At 39.3% G+C, this 24407-nt stretch carries 17 protein-coding genes; 8 read left to right on the forward strand and 9 right to left on the reverse strand.

The window, feature by feature from the left end; all coding sequences use genetic code 11:
• Positions 1-10: 10 nt before the first annotated feature.
• Positions 11-1615, reverse strand: a complete 1605-nt coding sequence (locus H9N25_RS13270) for a tetratricopeptide repeat protein (protein ID WP_190326205.1) — start codon at positions 1613-1615, stop codon at positions 11-13.
• 225 nt (positions 1616-1840) lie between these two features.
• On the opposite strand from H9N25_RS13270, the gene H9N25_RS13275 reads away from it, so the two are divergent.
• Both H9N25_RS13275 and H9N25_RS13280 read left to right on the forward strand, forming a co-directional pair.
• Positions 1841-2392 (forward strand): dihydrofolate reductase family protein, encoded by a 552-nt coding sequence (locus H9N25_RS13275; RefSeq protein WP_190326206.1) that lies wholly within the window; start codon positions 1841-1843, stop codon positions 2390-2392.
• 95 nt (positions 2393-2487) lie between these two features.
• On the forward strand, positions 2488-3066 hold the full coding sequence (locus H9N25_RS13280; RefSeq protein WP_169502405.1) for a YdeI/OmpD-associated family protein: 579 nt from the start codon (positions 2488-2490) through the stop codon (positions 3064-3066).
• 233 nt (positions 3067-3299) lie between these two features.
• On the opposite strand, the gene H9N25_RS13285 is transcribed toward H9N25_RS13280, so the two are convergent.
• The 5 genes from H9N25_RS13285 to H9N25_RS13305 form a co-directional block, all read right to left on the reverse strand.
• A complete protein-coding gene (locus tag H9N25_RS13285) occupies positions 3300-4952 on the reverse strand; it encodes a RagB/SusD family nutrient uptake outer membrane protein (protein WP_190326207.1) in 1653 nt (550 codons plus the stop codon).
• Positions 4953-4965: 13 nt separating this feature from the next.
• Positions 4966-8370, reverse strand: a complete 3405-nt coding sequence (locus tag H9N25_RS13290; protein WP_190326208.1) for a TonB-dependent receptor — start codon at positions 8368-8370, stop codon at positions 4966-4968.
• Between the two features lie 222 nt (positions 8371-8592).
• Positions 8593-9738: a FecR family protein gene (locus H9N25_RS13295; RefSeq protein WP_190326209.1), complete on the reverse strand. Its 1146-nt coding sequence runs from the start codon at positions 9736-9738 to the stop codon at positions 8593-8595.
• Positions 9739-9929: 191 nt separating this feature from the next.
• The gene (locus tag H9N25_RS13300; protein WP_190326210.1) at positions 9930-10520 is read right to left on the reverse strand and encodes an RNA polymerase sigma factor; all 591 of its coding nucleotides are present in this window, start codon (positions 10518-10520) and stop codon (positions 9930-9932) included.
• Positions 10521-10647: 127 nt separating this feature from the next.
• A complete protein-coding gene (locus H9N25_RS13305) occupies positions 10648-11115 on the reverse strand; it encodes an Lrp/AsnC family transcriptional regulator (RefSeq protein ID WP_121286955.1) in 468 nt (155 codons plus the stop codon).
• A gap of 196 nt (positions 11116-11311) precedes the next feature.
• Between H9N25_RS13305 and H9N25_RS13310 the strand changes: the two genes are divergently transcribed.
• From H9N25_RS13310 to H9N25_RS13330, 6 genes are all read left to right on the forward strand, one after another.
• Positions 11312-12358 carry a PLP-dependent cysteine synthase family protein gene (locus H9N25_RS13310; protein WP_190326211.1) on the forward strand — a complete coding sequence of 349 codons (1047 nt, stop codon included), beginning with the start codon at positions 11312-11314 and terminating at the stop codon, positions 12356-12358.
• A 23-nt stretch (positions 12359-12381) separates the two neighbouring features.
• Positions 12382-12831, forward strand: a complete 450-nt coding sequence (locus H9N25_RS13315; protein ID WP_190326212.1) for a protein-disulfide reductase DsbD domain-containing protein — start codon at positions 12382-12384, stop codon at positions 12829-12831.
• A gap of 16 nt (positions 12832-12847) precedes the next feature.
• Positions 12848-14497, forward strand: coding sequence for a protein-disulfide reductase DsbD family protein (locus tag H9N25_RS13320; RefSeq protein WP_190326213.1), 1650 nt, complete (start codon positions 12848-12850; stop codon positions 14495-14497).
• Between the two features lie 605 nt (positions 14498-15102).
• Positions 15103-18066, forward strand: coding sequence for a glycoside hydrolase family 2 protein (locus H9N25_RS13325; protein ID WP_190326214.1), 2964 nt, complete (start codon positions 15103-15105; stop codon positions 18064-18066).
• A gap of 74 nt (positions 18067-18140) precedes the next feature.
• A complete protein-coding gene (locus H9N25_RS25105) occupies positions 18141-18698 on the forward strand; it encodes a GH39 family glycosyl hydrolase (RefSeq protein ID WP_255524462.1) in 558 nt (185 codons plus the stop codon).
• Entirely contained in the window at positions 18659-19810 is a 1152-nt protein-coding gene (locus H9N25_RS13330) for a GH39 family glycosyl hydrolase (RefSeq protein ID WP_255524463.1), read from the forward strand. Before H9N25_RS25105 ends, H9N25_RS13330 begins: the two co-directional genes overlap by 40 nt.
• 186 nt (positions 19811-19996) lie before the next feature.
• Here the strand turns inward: H9N25_RS13330 and H9N25_RS13335 are convergent, their stop codons facing one another.
• The 3 genes from H9N25_RS13335 to rhaM all read right to left on the reverse strand — a co-directional run bounded on the left by H9N25_RS13335 (position 19997) and on the right by rhaM (position 24401).
• Entirely contained in the window at positions 19997-21250 is a 1254-nt protein-coding gene (locus tag H9N25_RS13335; RefSeq protein WP_190326215.1) for a glycoside hydrolase family 28 protein, read from the reverse strand.
• A gap of 66 nt (positions 21251-21316) precedes the next feature.
• Positions 21317-24013 carry a glycosyl hydrolase gene (locus tag H9N25_RS13340; RefSeq protein ID WP_223833375.1) on the reverse strand — a complete coding sequence of 899 codons (2697 nt, stop codon included), beginning with the start codon at positions 24011-24013 and terminating at the stop codon, positions 21317-21319.
• A gap of 79 nt (positions 24014-24092) precedes the next feature.
• A complete protein-coding gene (gene rhaM / locus H9N25_RS13345) occupies positions 24093-24401 on the reverse strand; it encodes an L-rhamnose mutarotase (RefSeq protein WP_167295247.1) in 309 nt (102 codons plus the stop codon).
• Between the last annotated feature and the right edge of the window lie 6 nt (positions 24402-24407).

Below are 24407 nucleotides of genomic sequence, written 5' to 3' on the forward strand. Positions count from 1 at the left end.
GATGTAACGGTTATAAAGCCTGGATAAATGCCGATAAATTATCGCCTTGCGCCAGGTTTAGCTTTTTCCTTAACCTGTATCTCGATACCCTTAAGCTATCGGTTGATATACCGAGTAAGGTTGCAATATCGCTTGAATCGAGGTTCATTTTTAACAGTGCAATCAATCGCATATCGGCTGAGGTAAGCTCATTGCTATATTTTTTTAGGCTTTCGAGAAATTGATGATGCACCTGTTCGAATGCCATCGTAAATTCTTTCCAGTTACGTTCGTGATTAAAACTCTGATTAATTTCAGTGAGGATCTGGTTCATCTGCTTTTTCTGATCGCGCTTATCTTCTTTTATCATCGCCTGTAAAGTAGCCCTAAGGTTTTCCAAAAACTGGTTGTGTTTAATCAGGTTTAAGGTATGGGTAGACAGCTCTCTGCTTTTAACCTCTAATAATTGTTTCAGATTTTGCTCTTCGAGCTGAAGATTTTTGAGTGCCAGACTGGTCATGTCATGTTCTATTGCCTTCTGCCGCGCCAACATCTGTTGATCTTTTAACTTTAAGCGCTGCCTGCTAAAAATCACAAAACCCAAAACGACTATTAATACTACTACAATGGTAGCAGAAAAAGCAATAATCCTGTTCACTTTCCTGTCGTTTTTCAGTTTATTAATCTCATCCGATTTTTTATTGATATCGTAAAGTACCTGTAAAAATGCCACCTGCCGGGCGCCATCTTGCGAATACAGATCGATCGTGTACTTATAGCCAAGCTTTACATAATGGTAAGCGCTATCCATATTATTCAACAGCTCGTATGCCTTGCCCAAATCTCTACAGCAGGAGCTTAACTGATAAACATTGCCCATCTTTTCGGCCAGTTTCAATGCCGTTTCGGTTTGTACAATACTCTCTTTATACCGGCCTGTTTTACGAAGGATATCTCCTAAATTATTAATTACTTCAATACTCCCCAGATCATTATGGTCTTCCTGATATAAATTTAACGACCGTTTAAAATGTACATAAGCAGAATCATAGCGCTCCAGGTCTTCATATATACTGCCCAGGTTTTCGTGTATTTTGGCTGCCCCACTTTTATCGTTAATCCGTTCGTTTATTTTTAAAGCCAGTTTTTGATAGTAAAATGCACTATCATAAAGCTGCCTTTTTTCGTATAACTGTCCAATATTACCCAAAACGGTTGCCTGGCCAATTAAATTATTCGATCTCTTATAAACACTAATGGCTTTGCTATAGCTGTTCATGGCTTTGTCTTTCTGCTTCATGTAATAATAAAGCACGCCCACATCGTTAAGGTTAGCGGCCAATAAAAGCGGTTGACTGGCATTGTTGAATATTTTATCCGCTTTTAGAAAGAACTCTAACGATTGGCTAAAATGACCCTGTGTATAACAAACCTTGCCCATTTGCTGCAAACATTTGCCTTCTAAAAGTTCATCATTATCATCGATAGATTTGGCGTATATTTTTTTTAATTGAGCCAGGGCAGCAGTCGGATCTTTTTGATTCAGCGCAATAATCGATTCGAATTTTTCTTCCTGGGCAATCGCATTCGAAATGAAAAGCAGAAAAAGTACGAGAACACTAAAGGATTTGATCATGTTAAAAGCATTTATATCAGGCAATGCCAAACAAAGAAAGAGCGTATATGTTAACTTAAGGTTAAGTTGAAAAATTAACTGGTTCTTACGAATGCCAAATCTAATTTCAAGGTCGGTTTTAAACGATATTTTGTAACTTAGAGGTTAACTGTCTATTTATTTTATTAAAATCCATAAGACAAACAAAGCCTTTAATATAGATCGAAAACCGTAAAATTAATACAGATGAAAAAGATTATTCTCAACCTTGCCGTTACATTAGATGGATACATTGAAGGGCCTAATGGAGAAATTGATTGGTGCATTATGGATGGCGACGCCAATTTCAACGATTTTTTAGACAGCATTGATTCGATTTTTTATGGGCGCATCAGTTATGATTTATGGGGGAATTACCAACCTGGAGAAGAAGAGGATGAATTGATGAAATCGATCTCTCAAAACATCAACAGCAAGAAAAAATATGTTTTCTCTCGTGCTAAAGCCAACGATGATACAGATGCTATTTTTATCCATTCGGATATCGAAAAAAAAGTAAATGAGATCAAAAACCTTCCTGGCAAAGACATTTGGCTTTATGGTGGTGCAAAACTGATCTCTACCTTTTTAAATGAAGGTTTGGTTGATGAACTACAGCTTGCCGTACATCCGGTAATATTGGGTAGCGGAAAATTACTGTTTAGCGAAATTACCGATCGGGTTTGGCTAACACTAAAAGAAACCAAAAGTGCTCCATCAGGTGTTGTGCAACTGATATACAGTGTGAAGGAGAAATGAGCAATAATTAATAACTGTTGATTAGTTTGGAGTGAGGGTTTAGAGTAGATTAATCAATTTATACAAAAAACCGATTAACCTTGACAATGATCCGTATGGAAGAAATGAAAAACGGAGTTAAAGCTTTTTATGCCGAAACCCAAGCCGACTGGCGCCAATGGCTTGCAGAAAATCATGAAAAAGAGGTATCAGTTTGGTTGATCATCTATAAAAAAGACGCATCAAAAGGCAGCCTTCCTCATGCAAATGCTGTGGATGAAGCACTTTGTTACGGATGGATTGACAGCCTGACTGTTAAGCGGGACGAGGAAAGCCGTTATCAATTTTTCTCAAAAAGAAAACCTAAAAGCAATTGGAGTGCAATTAACAAGAATAAGGCTTTACATATGATAGCCCAAGGATTGATGAGCCCTGCAGGTTTACAAACAATCGAAATAGCAAAAGTCAATGGGATGTGGGATGCTTTAAATGATGTGGAAAATCTAATAGAACCTGATGATTTAAAGAAAGAATTTGAATCAAATACGCCAGCACAAACACATTGGGAAAAATTTCCCCGTTCATCAAAGAAAGCCATACTAAAATGGATATCAGAAGCCAAAAGAGCAGAAACCAGAGCAACAAGGATTAGCGAAACGGTTAGATTGGCGGGTGCCAATGTGCGGGTAAAATAGAATTTAGCCTGGAGTTTTTAGTCAAAAGCCTAAAGTTTTGCGGCAGTTATTATTGATAAACACATAATTGCCATAAGAAAATGAAGGGAGTTTAGTTTATCCCTTGAATAACCATCCATTACAGCGCTAATAATAAGCAACTGATTACAATTAAAGAATCTGATCAAAAAAAAATAGCGACCAGGATAAACCTGGCCGCTATAATCATTGTGTGCATAAGTAGATGCATTATTTTAATAACCGCTGTTTTGCTTTAAAACACCTTTAGAAAGATCTATCTGATCTTGCGGGATTGGCATTAAATACAATTTATCAGTCCAGGTTCTAACCTGAATAGGTTTAAGCGCATCGCTGATACTAAAAATAGATTTCATTACCTGTGGTGCGATTTTCCATCTTCTGATGTCCATATAACGTTGTCCTTCTATGGCCAGCTCTACACGTCTTTCATTTCTGATCAGCTCTCTTAAAGTGGCTTGAGAGGCATATTTAGTCCGGTCTACCACTGGCATACCGGCACGGGTCCTGATCTGGTCTAAAGCATCGTACACCGATCCATCAGGCCCGGTTAACTCGTTTTTAGCTTCGGCATAGGTTAATAAAACCTCTGCGTAACGGATCAGGATATTGTTGGCATGGTTTTCCATCTGATCACGGTAGATTTTCGGGTCTACCATTTTACGCACGCTATAACCTGTTAATGCGGTATTACCTGCGCCTTCGGTCCATTTAAAGGCATAGCCATCTTCAATGGCATTCCATGGGTTTCCGTCAAATAAAATACTGGCATAAAAACGGGGATCCCTGTTTTTATACTCGTTTTTAAATGCCGGATCTTTGGCTTTATACCATGCAGCACGTTGTGCTGGTGTAGGCGGCGTAATTAAATCGCCGGTTTTATAACTTGGGTAACTGTTTACCAGCTCTTGTGTTGGTGCAATTGAGCCCCATCCACCTAAATCAGCCGAAGGCAACAAGGTATTTAAAGCATTAGCATCCTGTTGCGGAATACGCTGTCTGTCTAAAATCACTTCTACGTTTCCTTCATTTACCTGATGAAACAATGCTTCGTAGCTACGTAGCCCCAAACGGAACTTTTTCTCGTCATCGGCATTTGCAAAATCTACCCATGCACTGTAATCATCTTTGGCATTTAGGGCATCTTCGGCGGTTACTTTAAACAAGCTGTAACCCAAGGTCATTACCTGGCTTGCTGCATCGGCGGCCTGTTGCCACTGGCCATCATATAAGTGTGCACGTGCTTTTAAAGCCAGGGCTGCACCTTTGGTAATACGGCCCTTTTCATTTGGTTTACCGCCAGCATAACTTTGCGGTAAAATTTTAGCAATAGCATCTAACTCATCTATTACAAATTTTAACACTTCTGCTTTTGGTGTTCTTGGTATATTTTCTCTGCCAAGCTCAACTGTTTTAGTCGATAATGGCACATCACCAAATTTACAAATCAACCAGAAGTAGGCATTTGCCCTAATAAAACGAACCTCCGCTTTATAGCGCTCCAGCAAAGTTTTATCAATAGCAGTTACCTTATCTGCATTATCTAAAAAATAATTGGCACGGCCAATTGCGGTAAAATCCCAGCCTGCTTTTAAAGCAGCGTTTACATTACCTGATGATACGTCTGTTGCCGAATTTTCCCACGGATATTGCGCATGCGCATTATCTGCAGCCGCATCGTCGTACACCATATCATCGCCAGGCAACTGGTTATATACCCCATTTACGGCCAGGTAAACATCATTTGCGTTTTTCCAGAAAGTAGCTTCCGATACCTGGTTTAATGGTGGCCTTTCTAAAAAATCTTTCTTACAAGAAACTAAAACAGTTGATAACAATATGCTTGTAACTATATATATCTTTTTCATTTTTCTATTCATTTTATAATCCTGCACTTAAACCAAACGACCACGTTTTAATACCCGGATAGCCACCGCGGCCCGAAGCAGATTCGGGATCATAATCACCCAAACGTTTATCAGCCATAATAGTGAAAGGATTATTGGCTGTTCCGTAAATTCTCAGTTTAGACAAACCAATTTTTTTCACAGCATTTTGAGGTAAAGTATAACCTAAAGTAATGCCCCTTACCCTAAAGTAAGAACCGCTAAACAGGTAAAATGATGAAAGCTGATTGATATTATGTCCGGCATCTGCGGTTAACAATGTTCTTGGGAAATCGGCGTTTGGATCAGGGTTTTCTTTAGTCCAGCGGTTTAACAGCTGAACTTTAGCATTTGCGCCGTTAAAGAAAGGTGTTGAAGCTTCCTGGCCCAAAAAGGTTTTTACCTTGGCTACGCCATAAGTAAGGACATTAAAATCAAAACCTTTGTACGATGCGCTTAAATTAAAACCATAGTTTACAAAAGGTACGTCGTTACCGATAATGGTACGGTCGGCCGCATTAATTACATTATCACCATTTATATCCCTGTATTTAATATCTCCAGCTCTGGTACGGGCATCCTGAAAAGCATGTGAAGCAACCTCTTCATTACTAACAAAAAGACCATCAGCAATATAACCGTAAAAAGACCCAAGCGATTCACCAACTCTTTGAATATATAAATCATCAACAAAGAGGTCATTGTTGTTATCACCAATTTTGGTGATTTTACTTTTAATTAATGATAAGTTACCGCCTACGCTAAAAGTAAAATCTTTACCAATGCGGTTATTATGGGTAACAGCCAGCTCAAACCCTGTATTACGGGTACTTGCTGCATTGGTAAAAGGTACCCTTAATGGGTAAGTTGCCAACGCGGCATTACGCAATAATAAATCTTTAGTATCCTTAATGTAGTAATCGGCGGTAATGTCTAATTTACCTTTAAACAAGGTAATATCAGCTCCGAAATCGGTCATGTATACCTTTTCCCAGGTAGTGGTTGGCCACGATCCGTCTGCCTGCCAGATTCCGTCTTGTGCGGTACCTTCAAAGCTGTATTGAAAGCCTGCATTTAACCTGTTAAAATAGTTACCAACAGCAACCACATCCTGGTTACCCAATGAACCATAAGAACCACGGAGCTTTAAATTATCAACCCAGTTGATGTTTTTCATGAAGTTTTCTTTTGAAACTACCCATCCGGCAGAAAACGATGGAAAGAAGGCTCTGCGTACATCTTCACGGAAACGCGAAGAATAATCAATACGGGCATTTACCTCTAACAGGTATTTATCTTCAAAAGCGTAATTAAAACGGCCAAACATCGATCGCATGGCCCATTCTTCGGCTGCTGTTCTATTAGCAAGGCCGTAAACACCTGTAATAATATCGTCATTGTTATTATCTGATAAGATATCTTCTCCATTACCAGAACCATTGATAATGGTACTTAAATCGTTATTAGGGAAGTTTCTGCGGCCAATAAATGCACTTCTGAGCACATTGCTTTCTTGCGATGCACCTACTGTTATCTTACCATAATGTTTGCCAAAAGTACGTTCATAGTCTGCTGTAGCTTGCACCAGCAATTCTTTTCTTTTAGACCAATACTCCCTTAAATCGTTCTGTGTGCCTTGTCCTGCAGGTAGTGGAATAGGGTTGCCGGTTAAAAAATTATTAATCGGCGTCATGGTATTGTTAAAGGCCGTGCTGTTGTTGTTGGTAAATTTTAACGAAACCAATCCATTAATTGATAGACCTTTTAATGGCGTTAAGGTAGCATTGGCAGCAGTTTGGAGTAAATTATTACGGTTGCTGCCTTTTGATGATTCGGCAATCATGCGGGCCTGGTTACGATATGGGAGTGAGCTGCTGGCTGCTGTTCCATTATTTATCGAACCCCACTGGCCATTACTCTGGCGAAAAACAGTAGTTGGCAAAGAACGGTTTAACTCTGTCCACGATAAGTTACCCAAACGATCAAAAGCCTGATTAATGAAAGAGATATTGGTACCAACCTTCAGTATATTCTCGATAACCTTGGTTTCGGTATTTAATTTTGCATTAAAACGGTTCTGATCTTTGTTCGGAATCAACGATTCTTGCGTTAAATAATTCAAGCCCAAATAACTACTGGTTATTTTTCCGGGTGCATTGATATTTAAATTCACATCGCCTTGCGGTGCGCTTGGCCTTAAAACTTCTTTATACCAATCTGTATTTGGATATAAATCTGGTTGAGAACCATTTCTATATAACTCTATTTGTGCCGGTGTGTACATTGGACTACGGCCAACATTGGTGAGTGCTTCGTTATAAAGCGTAGTATAGTCTACTGATCCTAAATATTTTGCAATACGGGTTGGAGATTGCCATCCGTAGTTGGCATTAAACTCAATGGTTGCTTTTTCTCCGCCACCTCTTTTAGTGGTTACCATAATTACGCCATTCGCGGCTCTCGAGCCATATAAAGCTGCAGAAGATGCATCTTTTAATACAGACATGCCCGAAATATCATTTGGATTAAGGGTAGCAAATTCTTGCGAACTAGCAGGAATACCATCAATAATATAAAGTGGAGTACCTGCACCTGCCAAGCTGCTTCTGCCCCTAATATTAACAGCAGTACCTCCGGTAGCGCTTGCACTTACATCGCCAGGGCGTTGTAAAATGGTTAAACCTGGAGAAATACCCTGTAAGGCATTTTGTATTGAGGTTACAGGTCGCTCTTTTAATTGTTTAGGTGTAATGGTTGCGATTGCTCCGGTTAAACTCGATTTTTTCTGTGTACCATAAGCTACTACTACTACTTCGTTTAAATCGTTGCTTTGTGGCATCAAAGTAACTTTCACTGTAGCTGATGCTTTTATTTCTTTGGTTTGATAACCTAAATAAGAGATGACCAAAATGGCATCATCAGCCACACCAGTTAGTTTAAAGTTTCCACTTTCATCACTCATCGTACCCTGCTCTTTGCCTTTTATTTTAATGCTGGCCCCGGGTATACCTTTACCAATTTCGTCTACAATAGTACCAATCACATCAATAACCCTGTTTACGGGCGCACTCTGTTCTGGCTTATTGGCAGGAACCGTATTTGCAGGTCGCTCTTTAACCACAATGGTATTGGCCTGTATAGAATAAGTTAAAGGCTGATTTTTGAAGCATTGATTTAAGGCTTCGGTTAAAGGCATATCTTTTATATCAATGCTCACCATGTTTGCCTTTTTTAAATCGCTCTGGATAAAAAACACATTATAGCCGCTTTGATTTTTTATTGCTTTAAGCACTTTTTGTAATGATGCATTTTTTTCATTAAGCGTAATGTTCTTTTGTGCAAAACTGCCCGCATTAACATGTAAAAAGGCTATAAAAAGCAATAAGATGGTTAGCTTCATAGATAACAGAATTTTATTCTTTATACGGCTTGAACCGTATAAATTAAAATCGTAAATTTTCATACATTTGTTAGGTTTTAGGTTGATTAAATGCCTATAGCAGTTGCTATTACATTTACAATGTTTTAACTATTTGGTTATTGTTGGAACAATTTTAATCTAAAACTTTAAACGGGTTTCGATTGCACTCGAAATCCGTTTTTCAGATTAAAATTTCATATGTTATTTTAAAATTTTAATCCTCCTTCCTTCTATTTTAAATTTAAACTTATCAGTAGATTCTAATATTTTTAAGGTTTCTTGCAGGTTGTTGTGTTTCGAAAAAGATCCGCCGAAGTAAATCCCATCAAAATCACCAACATATTCTATATCAACATCATACCATCTTGCCAATTTTTGCATTGCCTCTTTAATTCCTTCGTTATTGAACATAAAGAAGCCATTTTTCCAGGCAATATATTCTTCTACGTCAACATTGCTCACTTTGAAACCCGTATCGTGAAAAACAGCCTGCTGTCCTGGTTTTAAAAAACCTGTAGCCAATGGACTGAAGTTTTTAACGGCTACCCCACCTTCTACCAGCGTTGTTTTAATCTCATCGTCATCAGCATAAGCACTTACATTAAAATGGGTACCCAAAACACTTATTTCTTGTTTCGATGTTTTAAGTTTGAAAGGCTTGTTTTTGTTTTTAGCTACTTCGAAATAACCTTCGCCGGTAAGCTCTACTATTCTATATTTGCCTGTAAAAGCGGTAGGATATTTTAATGATGATATGGCGTTTAACCAAACTTTAGTTCCATCGGGCAGAGTAACCTGATACTGGCCGCCCGCTGGCGTGCTAATGGTGTTAAAACCTGGTTTAGCTAGCGCTGATTTATTTTCTAAAATGGTATAAACCAATTGCCCGTCTGCAGTTTTGGTAATTTGAATCCCCTCCTGTTTGGCTATTGTACCATTTAATGCCTGATCTAAATTAATTTTAGTTCCATCGGCAAGTGTTAAAAAGGCTTTATTCCCTCCAGGTTTGATTAAACTAGCTGATTTATTTATTTTTTTAAGATTAGTACGTTCACTTAAAATAAACCAACCAAATCCTAAAACGGCAATTAATGAGGCGGCAACAGCTAAGCGATAAAAATACCTGTTCGGACGTTTTCTCTCATGCTGCTCTATTTCTTGATTGATCTTATTAAAAATCTTTTCGCCAACTTCTACTTGCTCTTCTTCGTCAATCTGTTTTTCACCCGCCAAAGTATTTTGGTCCAATTGATTATTGTACCAAGATTCTAATTTGAGGCGTTCTTCTCCACTGGCAGTACCGGCTATGTATTTTTCTGTTAAACTTATTAATTCTGCTTTTCTCAATTGCTTGTGGTTTGGTGTATGTACCCAAAATGAGGAGTACCCCCCAAAAGAATTTTAATTATTTCATAAATAACTATTTAACAGCTAATTATATTTAATGAAATTTAAAAAAATTAACCATATAAGTCACTGAAGGAAGTATAAGACTACCTTAAAAATGAACTTATATGCCTTAAATGATGAAATATCTTTCACTTACCCCAGATACCGCCAAGCAACAATACGGCCCAAAATAAAAATTCGCCCATATCGGTACGCAGGCGCCGTAATGCAATGGTAATCTGGTTTTCGACGGTTTTAGGCGAAATGTTTAAACGGGCAGCTATTTCTTTTACACTAAGGTGTTCTTTACGGCTGAGGATGAAAATTTCCTTACACTTTTGAGGTAATAACGCAATACTCTCATCCAGCCGTTGTGCAATCTCTTTTTCGGCAAAAGCATTTTCAGCATTATTTGCACTCACTAAAAGGTCGGTATCAGGAAGTAAATCGGTACGTAATTTACCATCCCTAATGGCTTTAAACACCTGAAAACGAACGGCCGTAAACAAATAATTGTTCAGGTTATCGACTGAGGTATGCTCCCGTTTTAACCAAAGGCCCACAAATATCTCTTGTATAATATCTTCAGAGGCCTCTCTATTGCGTAAAATATGATAGGCTGATAAATATAACTTGCTCCAATACCTGTTGTAAATTTTTTCGAACGCAGACCGATCATTACTTTGCATATCGCTAACAAGCAAACTATCAGGCCATAGTTGTAAATTATCAGGTTTCATTATTATAAGGATATCTTTGCAATACTAAGCAAAAAAATAACAGGTCAATTTACATATTTTTTACAAAGTAGCACAAATGTTGCATTGTTGAAGAGGCAAGCGGACTGAGTTAATGATTTAACCAACATTACAGCGGATAAGCCGTTTCACTTTTTGGCTCTGAGAGTACAAAGTAACTTTGAACGGTTGTAATATTGGGCAGTGTGGCCAGTTTATTCCGTAAAAATTCGTGGTAGGCATCCATATCTTTTGTGGCGATACGGAGAATAAAATCGTGAGCCCCAGTCATTTGAAGGCACTCCATTACTTCTCCAAACTTAGAAACCTCTGTTTCAAATTCGATCAGGGTTTTAGCGGTATGCTCTTTCAGCAACACATGTGAGAAAGCAATCAGATTTCTATTGATTTTTTTTCGGTCAAGAATGGCCACGATTCTTTTGATATAGCCTTGTTCCTTTAATCTCCTGATGCGTTCGTGTATGGTTGCTATAGACTTGTGCAGCTTTAATGATATCTCTTTATGGGTCAAAGCGGCATCATGCTGCAGTAATTTTAAAATTTCGATATCAACCTGGTCTAAATCTCCGTGTATCATTTGCGATAATGGATTGAAAAAAAAGATAATGGGTGCTTAAAAATTAAACCCAAACTGAAATAAAAACTAATAATAAATCAAAAAAACAGAAAATTTACGTAAAAAACAACTTGTATTGATACAAATAATAATAATATGGAGTTTTACCGAAATTAATAATCACAGTTGCTTTATCTGATTGATTTAAGAAACATCCATGGGAACATTAACAGCAAATGCAATGACTTCTGCAAAAAAGGGAAAATTTGAACATTTATCGCTTCTGATTGGTAACACACCAATGCTGGAGCTTACTTATACTTACAAGGGAAGTACAGGTAAAATTTACGTTAAATGTGAGCATTATAACCTCACTGGCAGCATTAAAGATAGGATGGCGCTTTATACCTTAAAAAAGGCCTATACTGAAGGTAAAATCAAAGCCGGAGACCGTATTGTTGAGGCTACGAGCGGTAATACCGGGATTGCATTTGCAGCAATAGGCAAAGCCCTGGGCCATCCGGTTACCATCATTATGCCTAACTGGCTGAGCAAAGAGCGTATGGATATTATTAAAAGTTTAGGTGCCGAAATTATTCTGGTAAGCAAAGAAGAAGGTGGTTTTATCGGCAGTATTAAACTTGCAGAAGAGATGGCCGCAAATAATCAGGATATCTTTTTACCAAAACAGTTCGAAAATATTGCCAATCCAGAAGCACATGAGCATACTACAGGTAAGGAAATCTGGGGGCAATTGCAATTGAAAAATCTATCGCCAGATGCTTTTGTTGCCGGAGTAGGTACCGGAGGAACCATCATGGGCGTAGGTAATTTTTTAAGAAAGCAAAACGCAGATATTAAAATACACCCACTTGAACCTGCAGAATCACCTACTTTAACTACGGGTTATAAAGTAGGCAGTCACAGAATACAGGGCATTTCTGATGAGTTTATTCCCGAAATTGTAAAACTGAGTGAGCTGGATGAGGTAGTACAGGTAAACGATGGCGATGCCATACTCATGGCGCAAAAACTAGCCGAGAAACTTGGCTTAGCGGTAGGTATCTCATCAGGGGCCAATGTAATAGGTGCCATCAAACAACAGCAAAAAATGGGAACTGACAGCTGTGTAGTAACCATCTTTTCTGATAGCAACAAGAAATATTTAAGTACCGATTTAATGAGATTAGAACCAGTTAAAACAGGATACATTACCCCTCAAGTAGATTTTCTGGATTACCAGGCCTTTAGCAGATTACACTAACCACCACAACCAATAACCACAACATGAAAAAAATCATCTTTTTGTTATGCACCGTATGCCTGATTAACCTAAGTGCATACAGCCAAATCTTAAAACCTGTAACCTGGAGTTACGCCGCTAAAAAAACCGGCCCAAATACGGCTACTGTTTTCATCAAAGCCACTGTAGATCAGGGCTGGCACCTTTATTCGCAATTTGTTAAAGATGGAGGCCCTGTTAAAACAACCTTTACTTTTCCAGCATCTGGCGCTTATACCCTGGTTGGAAAAACAATCGAACCTAAAGCGGTAACCAAATTCGAATCTACTTTTAAAATGGATGTGAGCTATTTCGAAAAGTCGGTCGTATTTCAACAGAAAGTGAAGCTAAATGGCAAAACTGCAACCATTAAAGGCAACGTAGAGTTTATGGTATGCGACGATAAGCAATGTTTACCACCAGAGCAGGTTGAATTTAGTATTCCTGTAAAATAATAGCGTATTCAAGCATATGATATCCTTAAAAAAAATCTGTCTCGGTTTGCTGTTCTGTTGTGCCATATCCTTAAATGGATATGCACAGGATAGCTCCGGTACCGACGACCTCACTTTTACAGAGATTAAGCCAGAAGCGCCCGATAGTACAATTAAAGCAGCTGATACTGTTGCTAAAATAGCAGCCGCGGCGCCTACTACGATTAAACAAACTGTTACGCCATCAAAAGAAGAACACAAAACCTTGTGGGGAATTTTTATTGCGGGTTTTGTTGGCGGTCTAGCAGCCTTGTTGATGCCCTGCATCTTCCCCATGCTGCCCCTTACGGTAAGTTTTTTCACCAAAGGATCAGAAAAAGGAAGAGCCTTTCGGCGTGCAGCATTGTATGGTTTTTTCATTATTCTGATTTATGTAGTACTTGGGCTTTTGGTTACGGTGATTTTTGGTGCCGATGCCTTAAACAGTCTATCTACCAATGGCATATTCAATTTCTTTTTCTTCTTATTGCTGGTTGTTTTTGCGGCTTCGTTTTTAGGTGCTTTCGAAATTACCCTACCCTCTTCCTGGGTAAATAAAATGGATGCCAATTCAGATAAGGGCGGCATTGCTGGATTATTTTTTATGGCCGGAACACTGGCCTTAGTATCTTTTTCTTGCACTGGCCCCATTATAGGCACTTTATTGGTGCAGGCAGCCACTACGGGTGCTTTATTAGGGCCCGCAATTGGCATGTTTGGCTTTTCTTTGGCTCTTGCCATTCCTTTTGCCTTATTTGCACTATTCCCGTCTGCAATGAGCAAACTACCAAAATCTGGTGGTTGGTTAAATAGCGTTAAGGTTGTGCTCGGCTTTCTGGAGCTTGCTTTTGCACTAAAATTCTTAAGCAATGTAGATCTGGCCTACCATTGGGAATGGTTTGACCGAGAGATATTCTTAAGCCTTTGGATTGTTATTTTCGGGATGATGGGCATTTATCTTTTGGGTAAACTAAAGTTTTCGCATGATAGTCCGCTGGCATTTATCTCTGTACCCAGGCTTTTTCTAGCTACCGTAGTATTGGCCTTTACCATTTACTTAATTCCGGGTATGTGGGGTGCGCCATTAAGGAGTATTTCTGCTTTTCTTCCACCACAGGAAACACAGGATTTCGATCTATATACCGCCAATTTATTAGCCGGAAAACAGGCTGAAACAAATGATGGTCCGCATAAATATGCAGATAAATTTCATGCGCCTTTAAAGCTGAATGCCTATTTCGATTATAATGAAGGTTTAGCTGCAGCTAAAAGGCTGAACAAACCTGTACTAATCGATTTCACCGGCCATGCCTGCGTAAACTGCAGAAAAATGGAAGCCAATGTTTGGCCAGATAAAGATGTATATAAAATGATCAGTAACGATTATATATTGATCCAGTTATATGTGGATGATAAAACAGCACTGGCTCCTGCTGATGTAACCATTACACCTGAAGGAAAGAAACTCAGCACCATCGGCAAAAAATGGAGCGATCTGCAAGCGAGGAAATTCCAGTCCAATTCGCAGCCTTTTTATGTATTACTCGATCCAAAAACAGAAGCATTATTGGCCCCACCACAGGGCGCTGATTACGAAATAGCCAATTATAAAAAATTCTTAGCAAGTGGTTTAAACGCTTTCCACTAAACGGATAGGACTTAAAAGCGTTGATTTTAATTTTAGTTAATGATGTAAGGACAGTACCGGATGGTCTGTCCTTTTTTTTATCTTTTTTTCAACGGATAAATCTACTATCAATTATAAAATACTTTTGAAGTGTTACGACAGGCTCTCCGTAGGAGTCCTTTGGACAACATGACAGCATCTGATGAGAAATTAACTTATCATGTAACCTTTTTTCTTAAAAAATCTTACCATTACCTTTCCCCATATTTCGTATTGCATTTGTTACTTCTGATTACGACCTCTCCACCACTATTTCAAACGTTTGAAAAGCGCTTAAAGCTGTTTATCTAAATAACTGTCCATTTCTACAGGATGGAACAGGATGGCCCTATCAATTTTAAACGCTAAACTCGTTTAAACTATTTAACCAAATATTTCCTTTTTATTAATGGTGTTTCATTTTGATATGGAACTGAAATTATCATTTAACTACCAATTCAGAGATGAAGAAAGTTTTACTTACCTGTTGATTTCGAATAAAAGTGAAAAAAGTGGTTTATGTTTTATACTAACTGTAGAACCAACACAACCTTTTATCCATTAAATTAAGCCCATAACCAAATATAATGAAGCATATTTACCTCTTTTTAATAGTTGCGTTCCTGCCCTTTATCGCGTTGGCACAACAATCACCTAATCAAAGAAAAACCTACAACTTTAACCCTGGCTGGAAACTCTTTATAGGTGATTTATCAGGTGCAGAAAGTATCGATTTTGACGACAAAGCATGGAAGGCCATTACCCTACCATACGCCTGGAATGAAGATGAAGCCTTTAAAAAATCGATAGAAGATTTATCGACTGGCATTGCATGGTACCGCAAGCATTTCACCATTTCTGAAGCTACCCCAAGCAGTAAAATATTCCTTGAATTTGAAGGTATCAGGCAGGCAGGTGAATTTTACCTGAACGGGAAATTTATTGGAAGACATGAAAACGGGGTAATGGCTTTCGGGTTCGACATTAGTGCATTAATTAATCAGAACAAAGAAAATGTAATAGCAGTTAGGATTGATAACGCCTGGAACTACAGAGAAAAAGCAACCAATTCTGGCTACCAATGGAACGACAAAAACTTTAATGCCAATTATGGTGGAATCTCTAAAAATGTCCGTTTGCATATTACAGGTAATATATACCAAACACTTCCACTTTTTTCAACCTTAAAAACTACTGGTAACTATTGTTACGCGAAAGATTTTAATATTAAAGATAAATCGGCCGTGATCGTTTCCGAATCGCAGGTTAAAAATGAAAGCAGTGCAGATCAGAAACTGGTATACGAAGTGGAGCTAAAAGATCTCGATGGAAAAATCGTAAAAACTTTTAAATCAGCAGTAACCACCGTCAAAGCTGGCGATACGCTAACTTTAAAAGCTGGGGCATTGGTAACAGGCTTAAACTTTTGGAGCTGGGGCTACGGCTACTTGTACACGGTTACTTCAAGATTAAAATCTGAAGGCAAACTTATCGATGAGCTGAGCACCAAAACCGGATTTAGAAAAACAGCATTTAAAAACGGGATGGTTTATTTGAACGACCGGGTATTGATGATGAAGGGCTATGCCCAGCGCAGCAGTAATGAGTGGCCGGCAATCGGTTTATCGGTACCGCCATGGCTAAGCGATTACAGCAATCAATTAATGGTAGAAAGCAACGCTAATTTGGTTCGCTGGATGCACATTACACCCTGGAAACAGGATATAGAATCTTGCGACCGCGTAGGTTTGATCCAAGCCATGCCCGCTGGAGATTCGGAAAAAGATGTAACCGGAACGCGCTGGGACCAGCGAAAAGCGGTAATGACAGATGCCATTATTTACAACCGAAATAACCCAAGCATCGTTTTTTACGAATGCGGAAATGAATCGATCAGTGCAGCGCATATGCAGGAAATGAAAGACATTAGAAACCTTTACGACCCAAATGGCGGCAGAGCGATCGGATCGAGAGAAATGCTCGATATTCCCGAAGCCGAATACGGAGGCGAAATGTTGTACATCAATAAAAGCGCAACCAAACCCGTATGGTCTATGGAATATTCGAGAGATGAGGCCCTACGGAAATATTGGGATGAATTCTCCCCTCCCTTCCATGTAAATGGCGCTGGCCCCAAATACAAGGATGCAGATGCAAGCGATTATAATCGCAACCAGGATTCTTTTGCTATTGAAGATGTAATCCGCTGGAACGAATATTATGAAGAACGCCCGGGAACAGGAACCAGGGTAAGTGCTGGCGGGGTAAACATTATATTTTCTGATTCGAATACCCATCACCGCGGTGAAGAAAACTATCGTAGAAGCGGTGAAGTGGATGCCATGCGTATTCCAAAAGATGCCTTTTTTGCGCACAAAGTAATGTGGGATGGCTGGGTTGACGCTAAAAAAACCGGCATCCATTTAATCGGGCACTGGAACTACAAAGCCGGCGTAAAGAAGAACGTATATATAGTGGCTAGCGGCGACAAGGTAGAGCTGATTTTGAATAATAAATCGCTTGGTTTTGGCGAAAAAAGTAATGGTTTTCTGTTCACTTTTAAAAACATAACTTACCAGGCAGGCACAATAAAGGCCATTTCTTATTCTTCAGCAGGAAAAAAGCTTGCAGAAACACAATTAAAAACAGCAGGCAAACCAGTAGGGTTAAAACTTACTGCAATGAAAAACCCAAGCGGTTTTAAGGCTGATGGCGCCGATGTGGTGCTGGTTCAGGTTGAAGTAACAGATCAGGATGGAAACCGCTACCCTACGGCTTCAGATATGGTTAACTTTAGTTTAGACGGTCCAGCCGAATGGCGCGGTGGTTTAGCCCAGGGACCGGATAATTATATTTTGGCTAAAAACCTGCCAGTAGAAAATGGGGTAAACAGAGTGCTCATCAGATCGACAACCGCTGCCGGGAAAATTAATTTAACCGCAAAAGCAGAAGGCCTACAATCTGCAAGCCTTTCGTTTGAAACTTTACAAGTTAATACTGTTCAGGGATTATCTAACCAATTACCAAGCGATGGTTTGAAACCGAACTTAAGCAAAGGTGCAACACCCCTTGCCCCCTCATACACAATTTCCCGGAAATCGATTAAAATTGTTGCTGCCGAAGCTGGTGCCAATAATGATAAAGCCAATTTAAGCTTCGATGATAATGAATTGAGCGATTGGGTAAATGATGGAAAGATTGCAACCGCATGGATCAAATATACTTTAGCAAAAGAAAGTACGGTATCAGCAGTTTCGCTAAAATTGAATGGTTTTAGAACCAAAATTTATCCGTTAAGGATCTTGGTTGATCGAAAAGTGGTTTTCGAAGGCAATAGCAAACCTAGTCTGGGTTATTTTACAGCAAATTGCAAGCCAGCAAAGGGAAAAACAGTGACCATACAATTAGTGGGCTCCGGAAAAGATAAAGAAAACTCATATATTGGCGTAGAGGTAAATGGTAAAAAACTTGATGATGGTGTTGACCGTGCAGAAACCAAACTAAAAGGTGGTTTAAGTATTATAGAAGCAGAAATTTACGAGCAACCATAAGTAGACTTCCGAAGTTTTGACAGGCCATGTGCCAGGGCAAACTTCGGAAGTCTTGACCAAAATAAAAAACACCTATGAAAACATTTAAAAAAGCTTACCTCCTACTCTTTAGCTTAACCGCTTTCATCCATACGACGAATGCGCAGTCTAAAGCCAACATCGAGGTTAATTTCGACAAGAATATAGCACCCATGAAACCCATTTGGGCCTGGTTTGGTTATGATGAACCAAATTACACCTATATGAAAGATGGCCAGAAATTATTGACCGAGATTTCTAAATTAAGTCCGGTTCCGGTATATGTACGGGCACATAATTTACTAACTTCTGGAGATGGCACACCTGCTTTAAAATGGGGATCGACGAATGCCTATACCGAAGATGCCAAAGGTAATCCGGTTTACAACTGGAAAATTGTTGATCAGATTTTCGATACTTACGTAAAAAGGGGGATGAAACCTTTAGCCCAAATTGGCTTTATGCCTGAGGCACTTTCAACCAAACCTCAACCCTACCAACACAAATGGAAACCAGGTGCACGTTACGATGAAATTTTAACCGGTTGGGCCTACCCTCCAAAGGATTATAAAAAGTGGGCAATCTGGTATACGAGTGGGTTAAACATAGTGTAGAGCGCTACGGTAAGGCCGAGGTAGAAAGCTGGTATTGGGAAGTATGGAATGAGCCGGACGGCGCCTATTGGAAAGGCACACAGGCCGAATTCTTTAAACTTTACGATTATGCTACCGATGGACTAAAACGCGCCTTACCTACTGCGAAAATTGGTGGTGCCAACGTAACAGGTGGCGGAACGAAGTACCTGGATGCCTTTATCAAACATTGTTTAACAGATACCAATTATGTAACGGGCAAAATCGGTTCTCCTTTAGATGCTGTTCTTTTTCATGCGAAAGGCTCACCAAAGGTAGCTAATGGAACCGTAGTGATGAATGTAAGGGCTCAGCTCCGTAATATTGATGGCAATTATAAAATCATCAGTAAATATCCTCAACTTAAAAATATCCCTGTAATTATCGGCGAATCCGATCCTGAAGGCTGTGCAGCCTGTGGCATGAGTACCAATCCTGAAAATGCCTACCGAAACGGCACCATGTATTCGAGTTATACCGCAGCCTCTTTTGCGCGACTTTACGAACTTACAGATCAATATAAAATCAACCTGTTAGGCGCTGTTACCTGGTCGTTCGAATTTGAAAATCAGCCTTGGTTTGCAGGTTTTCGCGATTTAGCCACCAATGGTGTAGATAAACCTGTTCTAAATGTATTTAGGATGTTTGGCCAGATGAAAGGGAACCGTGTTGAAGCCACAAGCAACCGCATGTACAATCTAAAGTCTGTTTTGGATTCGAGCATCAGAAAACCACAAACAGACATAGGTGTTTTAGCAACTAAAGCAGAGAAAACAGCCGCTGTTATGTTGTGGAATTACCATGATGAGGATAAAGCGGATTCGAAAGATGTTATTTCCATCTTGTTAAATAAACTACCGACCAAAACAGTAACTATAACTCAATATCGCATTGATAATGAAAACAGTAATTCTTATTCAGAATGGAAAAAAATGGGTTCGCCCCAAAACCCAGATGCAAAACAGATTGCTGCATTAGAAAAATCTGGTCAACTTAAAATGATTGGTAAACCTAGAAAATTTGATGCTACAAGCGGTGCTTTTGAAATGGAATTAGCCAGGCAAGGTGTGGCTTTATTGAAATTGGATTGGTAGGTTATCTCGCATTTATTTGCTACTGAGAACGCAAAATTCCTACTTCCGATCGTCACCCTTAATTTAGTTCAGGGTCTTAATAGCATGATAGATAGTGACCTGTAGCGAAGCAGAAAGTACGCAGTAAAACAAAGTTCGCCCACATGGTCTGTGTCCTCACAGACCACTTTAAATTTATCATCTAAACTAAGGTTTAACCACCAATGGCGCTCCATTTACCATTACGTTCTCAATTTTAACATCCTGATACCTGTTTTTCAGAAATGGTGTTTTTGTCGTTACTTCCAGATCTTTAAAAAGAAAACCCGATACCTTATCTTCAGGATTCCCATCCATTTCACCAAATTTTGCTGCTTCTACTTTAATGTTTGAGATCTTGATGTTTCTAATCGTACCAAATGGTTTTGCTGTACTGCCTGCTAAATCGAAAAATTGTTTCCAAGGGTTTAGATCGATAATTGCACCACATTTCCCAGTAATGTTTTCTACCGTAATGTTTTCGTAAAGCTGAAACGTATCTCCACGCATTTTCATCCTTAAAATGGGACAATTATTCTCTACCCTACAATTGCGTATGGTAATATTGCGTGCATGAATACATTCGCTTCCCATGGTTAAAGTAGCGTGTGATTCGCCAATGGTACAATTTTCAATTAAAACGTTTTCAACAATTCCATTTTCTGGCAGCTTCTGTGCATCGGGGCCTTTGCCACCTTTAATACAAATAGCATCGTCATTCACCGAGATATAACAGTTTCTTATAGTAATTTCTTTACAAAAATCAATATCTATACCATCAGTACTTGGTGCTTTTACGGGCCGAAATGGTGAGCGGATATCACAATTCTCGATTAACACATGATTAGATTGGTATAAATGAGTTGTCCAGAATCCTGCATTACGCAATTTTACCCCCTTAATATTCACATTATTGCATCCCCAGATAAAAAGTAACCGCGGACGGCTCACCTCCAGGTTTGTAGATTCCTTTCCTAATTTTTTAAGCGAATCGCGATGTGCCCAAAATGTTTTCCAGAATTTAAGCCCATTTCCATCAATAGTTCCCGGACCTAAAATACTAAAACCATCTACCTTTGTGGCATTAATTAATGCTGCAAAGTATTTAAGGCTCCTCCCTTCCATACGCGATGGGATAAAAGGGTAATCTTGTATATTATCAGATCCTTTAAGCACAGCACCTTCTTGTAACAACAGCTTCGTTTTAGGCTTAAAAAAGAGTGCTCCGGTTAAGTAAACACCTTTAGGAATTACAATCGTTCCTCCGCCTTTTTGATAAGCCTTGTCAATTACACTTTGAATGGCTTTGGTATTCAGTTTGGTGCTATCGGCACCGACACCAAATTTGGTGATAATATAATCTTGAGCCATGGCCTTTATACCAATGGCGGTAAACAAAACGAGTATAATGAGTTTTTTCATGATAAAATGCATATTGATCTGTACAAAGCTTTAAGATTCACGCCTGCGCGAGCATGATGGATACAATTAGTTAAAAGCTGTAATGCTTACCGGGCCGATTAAGCCCGAAGACATTACATTCCAGCTTGATGCATCAAAATCCTTATAGTTAATATTTACAAAATTGATTTCGTGATAATTCCGCCACTGGATTTTTTTGATGTCCATATCACGGATACGGTTCGACATCAAATTAACCACTTCAATTTTTATTGTATTATGTCCTGCTTTTAAATATTTCCCAACGCGGGCCTGAAAAGGGATACTCCATAAAATGCCAACTTCCTGACCGTTGATCCACACCCGCGCACTTTCATCAACCTCGTTCAGGTTTAAAACATATTCTTTGGCTGTTTTCGAACTCAGATTAAAACTCGAAGTGTAAACGCCAGTACCAGAAAAGGCCTGTAGTTTAGGATCGCTCAAAGTAGTCCAGCTTACTAGTTTAGCTAACTGCTGGTCATCAGGAAGCTCAGGCCCGCCTTCGGTAAAATGTAAATTCCAGGATTGGTTAAGATTAATCGAATTGGCTGCTTTGTTTAAATAAACCCAAGGCGTTTTAGCTGTTCCATTCTGATCAACATTTAAAAACAAACTCTCTCCCGGTTTAAGCTGAACGCGGACCTTTTTATCGCGTACTGCCGCTAACCCTACATTCGAGCTTTGCGGGTCCATGATCAAAACCTGCCCACTTTCATTTAAAGAAAGTTCGGTATCAATATCTTTTGCAGTATGGTTTACCAGATAATAATATTTGCCAGTATTTGTTTTTCTCCTGATGAACTGAAGGCCAGTATCGGTTAACGTTTCTCTGTGAATTGCAATTGCTTTTAATGCTTTCTGCACATCGTCAGCGAGCAAGATTAGCCCTGCTCCAATTTTAAACTGTTTAATACCATCCACGCCATCCCTAAAAATCAATTTAGCCAAGCTGGCTTTTAGCTGTGCACGGCGCGTTTCGAGATTATTTAAACCCGGAACATCCTGAGGTAATACCTGAAAAATGACTTTCGCTCCATTGCTGGCGAGTTTTATCATTTGATCTAGCGTCTCCGGATTGATCATTTCGCATTGCGGAACAATTAACACCTGGTATGGCGCAGCAGTCGCGTTGGTACTGATCAATGTTTTGTTAACCGTTGATTGCTTTAACAGTCGATCAGATGCAAAATCAAAAGAATAACCCGATTTAGAAAGTTCTTTTGATAGTTTATAAAAGGCTGTTGGGTGCAGCCACTCATCAACATCATGCACTTTTAAGGCCATATCCAAACCTTTTGCCTTGTTCCACACATCATATATTGGCCAATAGATCAAAAGTTCGTTGTCTGGCTTTCCTGATTGAAGAATAGATTGACAACGGGCTATATAATTGTTTAATCCTTGTGCTTGTGGCCACAAACTGTTATTTGGGTTCATTTCTACCGAGGCATAAAACAGCCATCCCGGCCAAGGCACATTTGTTGGCGAATTGGTGGTTCCATGATAAAAAATATGATTGATTCCTGCCAGGAACAATTGTTCTGCTTCTGGTTTACATTGCGAAAATGAAGTTTTAAAATGTTCGGTTAGCCAGGTAAACGTTTCGGAAGACACCAGTTTTTTGCCGCCTGTGTGCGCTGCAGATGATGCAAATTTGCTCATTATCGGATCGGGATCTACGTTGCGGATATCCGCTGCATCGCGCCTAAGGCCTGGAATTGGGAAGTAACTCGAACCAAAGGTTTCCGTTTCGGGAATATCTACCGCGCCATAAAGATCGAGCAGATTGCCCGGCGAACCATGCGACTGGTTTTTAGTAACAGCGTTGAGATGGTGCGCCCAATTGGTCCAGTTTTGCGTAAAATTATGGAGCAAAAGTTCATCCATGGTTTCACGATAATCGGATTTTAAACGGGCTATATGTTCGCTTGTAGAATCTTTGCTGGTTAATTCTCTAATATGCGTTGCCAGATCGTAGCCTCTGTTTTTCTTAAATTCCTGAAAGAAAGTAGGTGTCCATGTGGCACCATACACTTCATAACTATCGTTAAAAAACGACCGAATGCCCTGGGGTTTGCCTCCAAAAGCATCCGAAAATCTCTTTAGGTAAACATCAACTGCATTTTTATCGAGATGATCCAAAGTAAAACCTTCTCCGCCAGGTGCTGCACGTTTAACCATTTGCCTGGTTTTACCTGCAAAAGCAGCATAAATATCCCAGCTGCCATTGCGGGGAGACCAATTTAAAAATCCATCAGCCTGAACTTTTGGAAGCAGATCGAGTACCTCTCCATTCGTACCGTAAGCGGTTAAAGCCTGTAATTGCGCGAAATCCTGTTTGGCTTCTTTAACTTTAATGGCTTCAGTCAACTTTTCGCCAGCTTTTAGGGTATATTGTTGGGTAATCAGTTTGGTAGCCGCGTTTTCAGGCTTAATCTGCGGCCCGCCAAAAGGCCAGCCAGTACCAGTATTCATATCAACCCCTAAGCCTAAAGTATTCGCTTTATTTACCGTGTAATGCAACATATTCATCCATTCCGGCGATAAAAACTGTAAATATTGCTTTTCAAAACCCTTAGCACCATAAATTGGTGTAATTTCTACACCGCCAAGACCGGCATCTGCGTATTTTTTTAAAACTACGTTCAAATTCTGTTCGTCTACGGCATTTCCCATCCACCACCAGCGGGTCCAGGGTTTCATCTGCTTTTCGATAACCGGCCAGTTACCTGTATTTTTCACAGGCTTTTGAGCTTTAGCCAAACAAAACGTTAATGTGCTTAGCAGCAAGACAGAACAGAATCGTTGTAATTGCATAAGTTTAATCTAAATGGAATACCATTTCTAAAGGGAATGTTTTTGGAGAATTATCGGCATTGGTTTCCATAATATCGGCCATGTATGCCCACCATTTTTGGACAATCTGGGTGCTGCCTAAATCTTGAGAAGAACTTCCGTTTTGTTGCTGCACGGCAAAAAGTGTATTGGTTTCTTTATCTAAAAAGATAGAATAATCACTTATACCATTTTCCTTTAATAAAGTGGATAATTCTGGCCAGATCTCATCGTGGCGCTTTTTATATTCAGTTTCAAAACCGGGTTTAAGTTTCATCTTAAATGCAATTTTCATGTTTTC

The organism is Pedobacter riviphilus, from assembly GCF_014692875.1.
Classification (GTDB): Bacteria; Bacteroidota; Bacteroidia; order Sphingobacteriales; family Sphingobacteriaceae; genus Pedobacter; species Pedobacter riviphilus.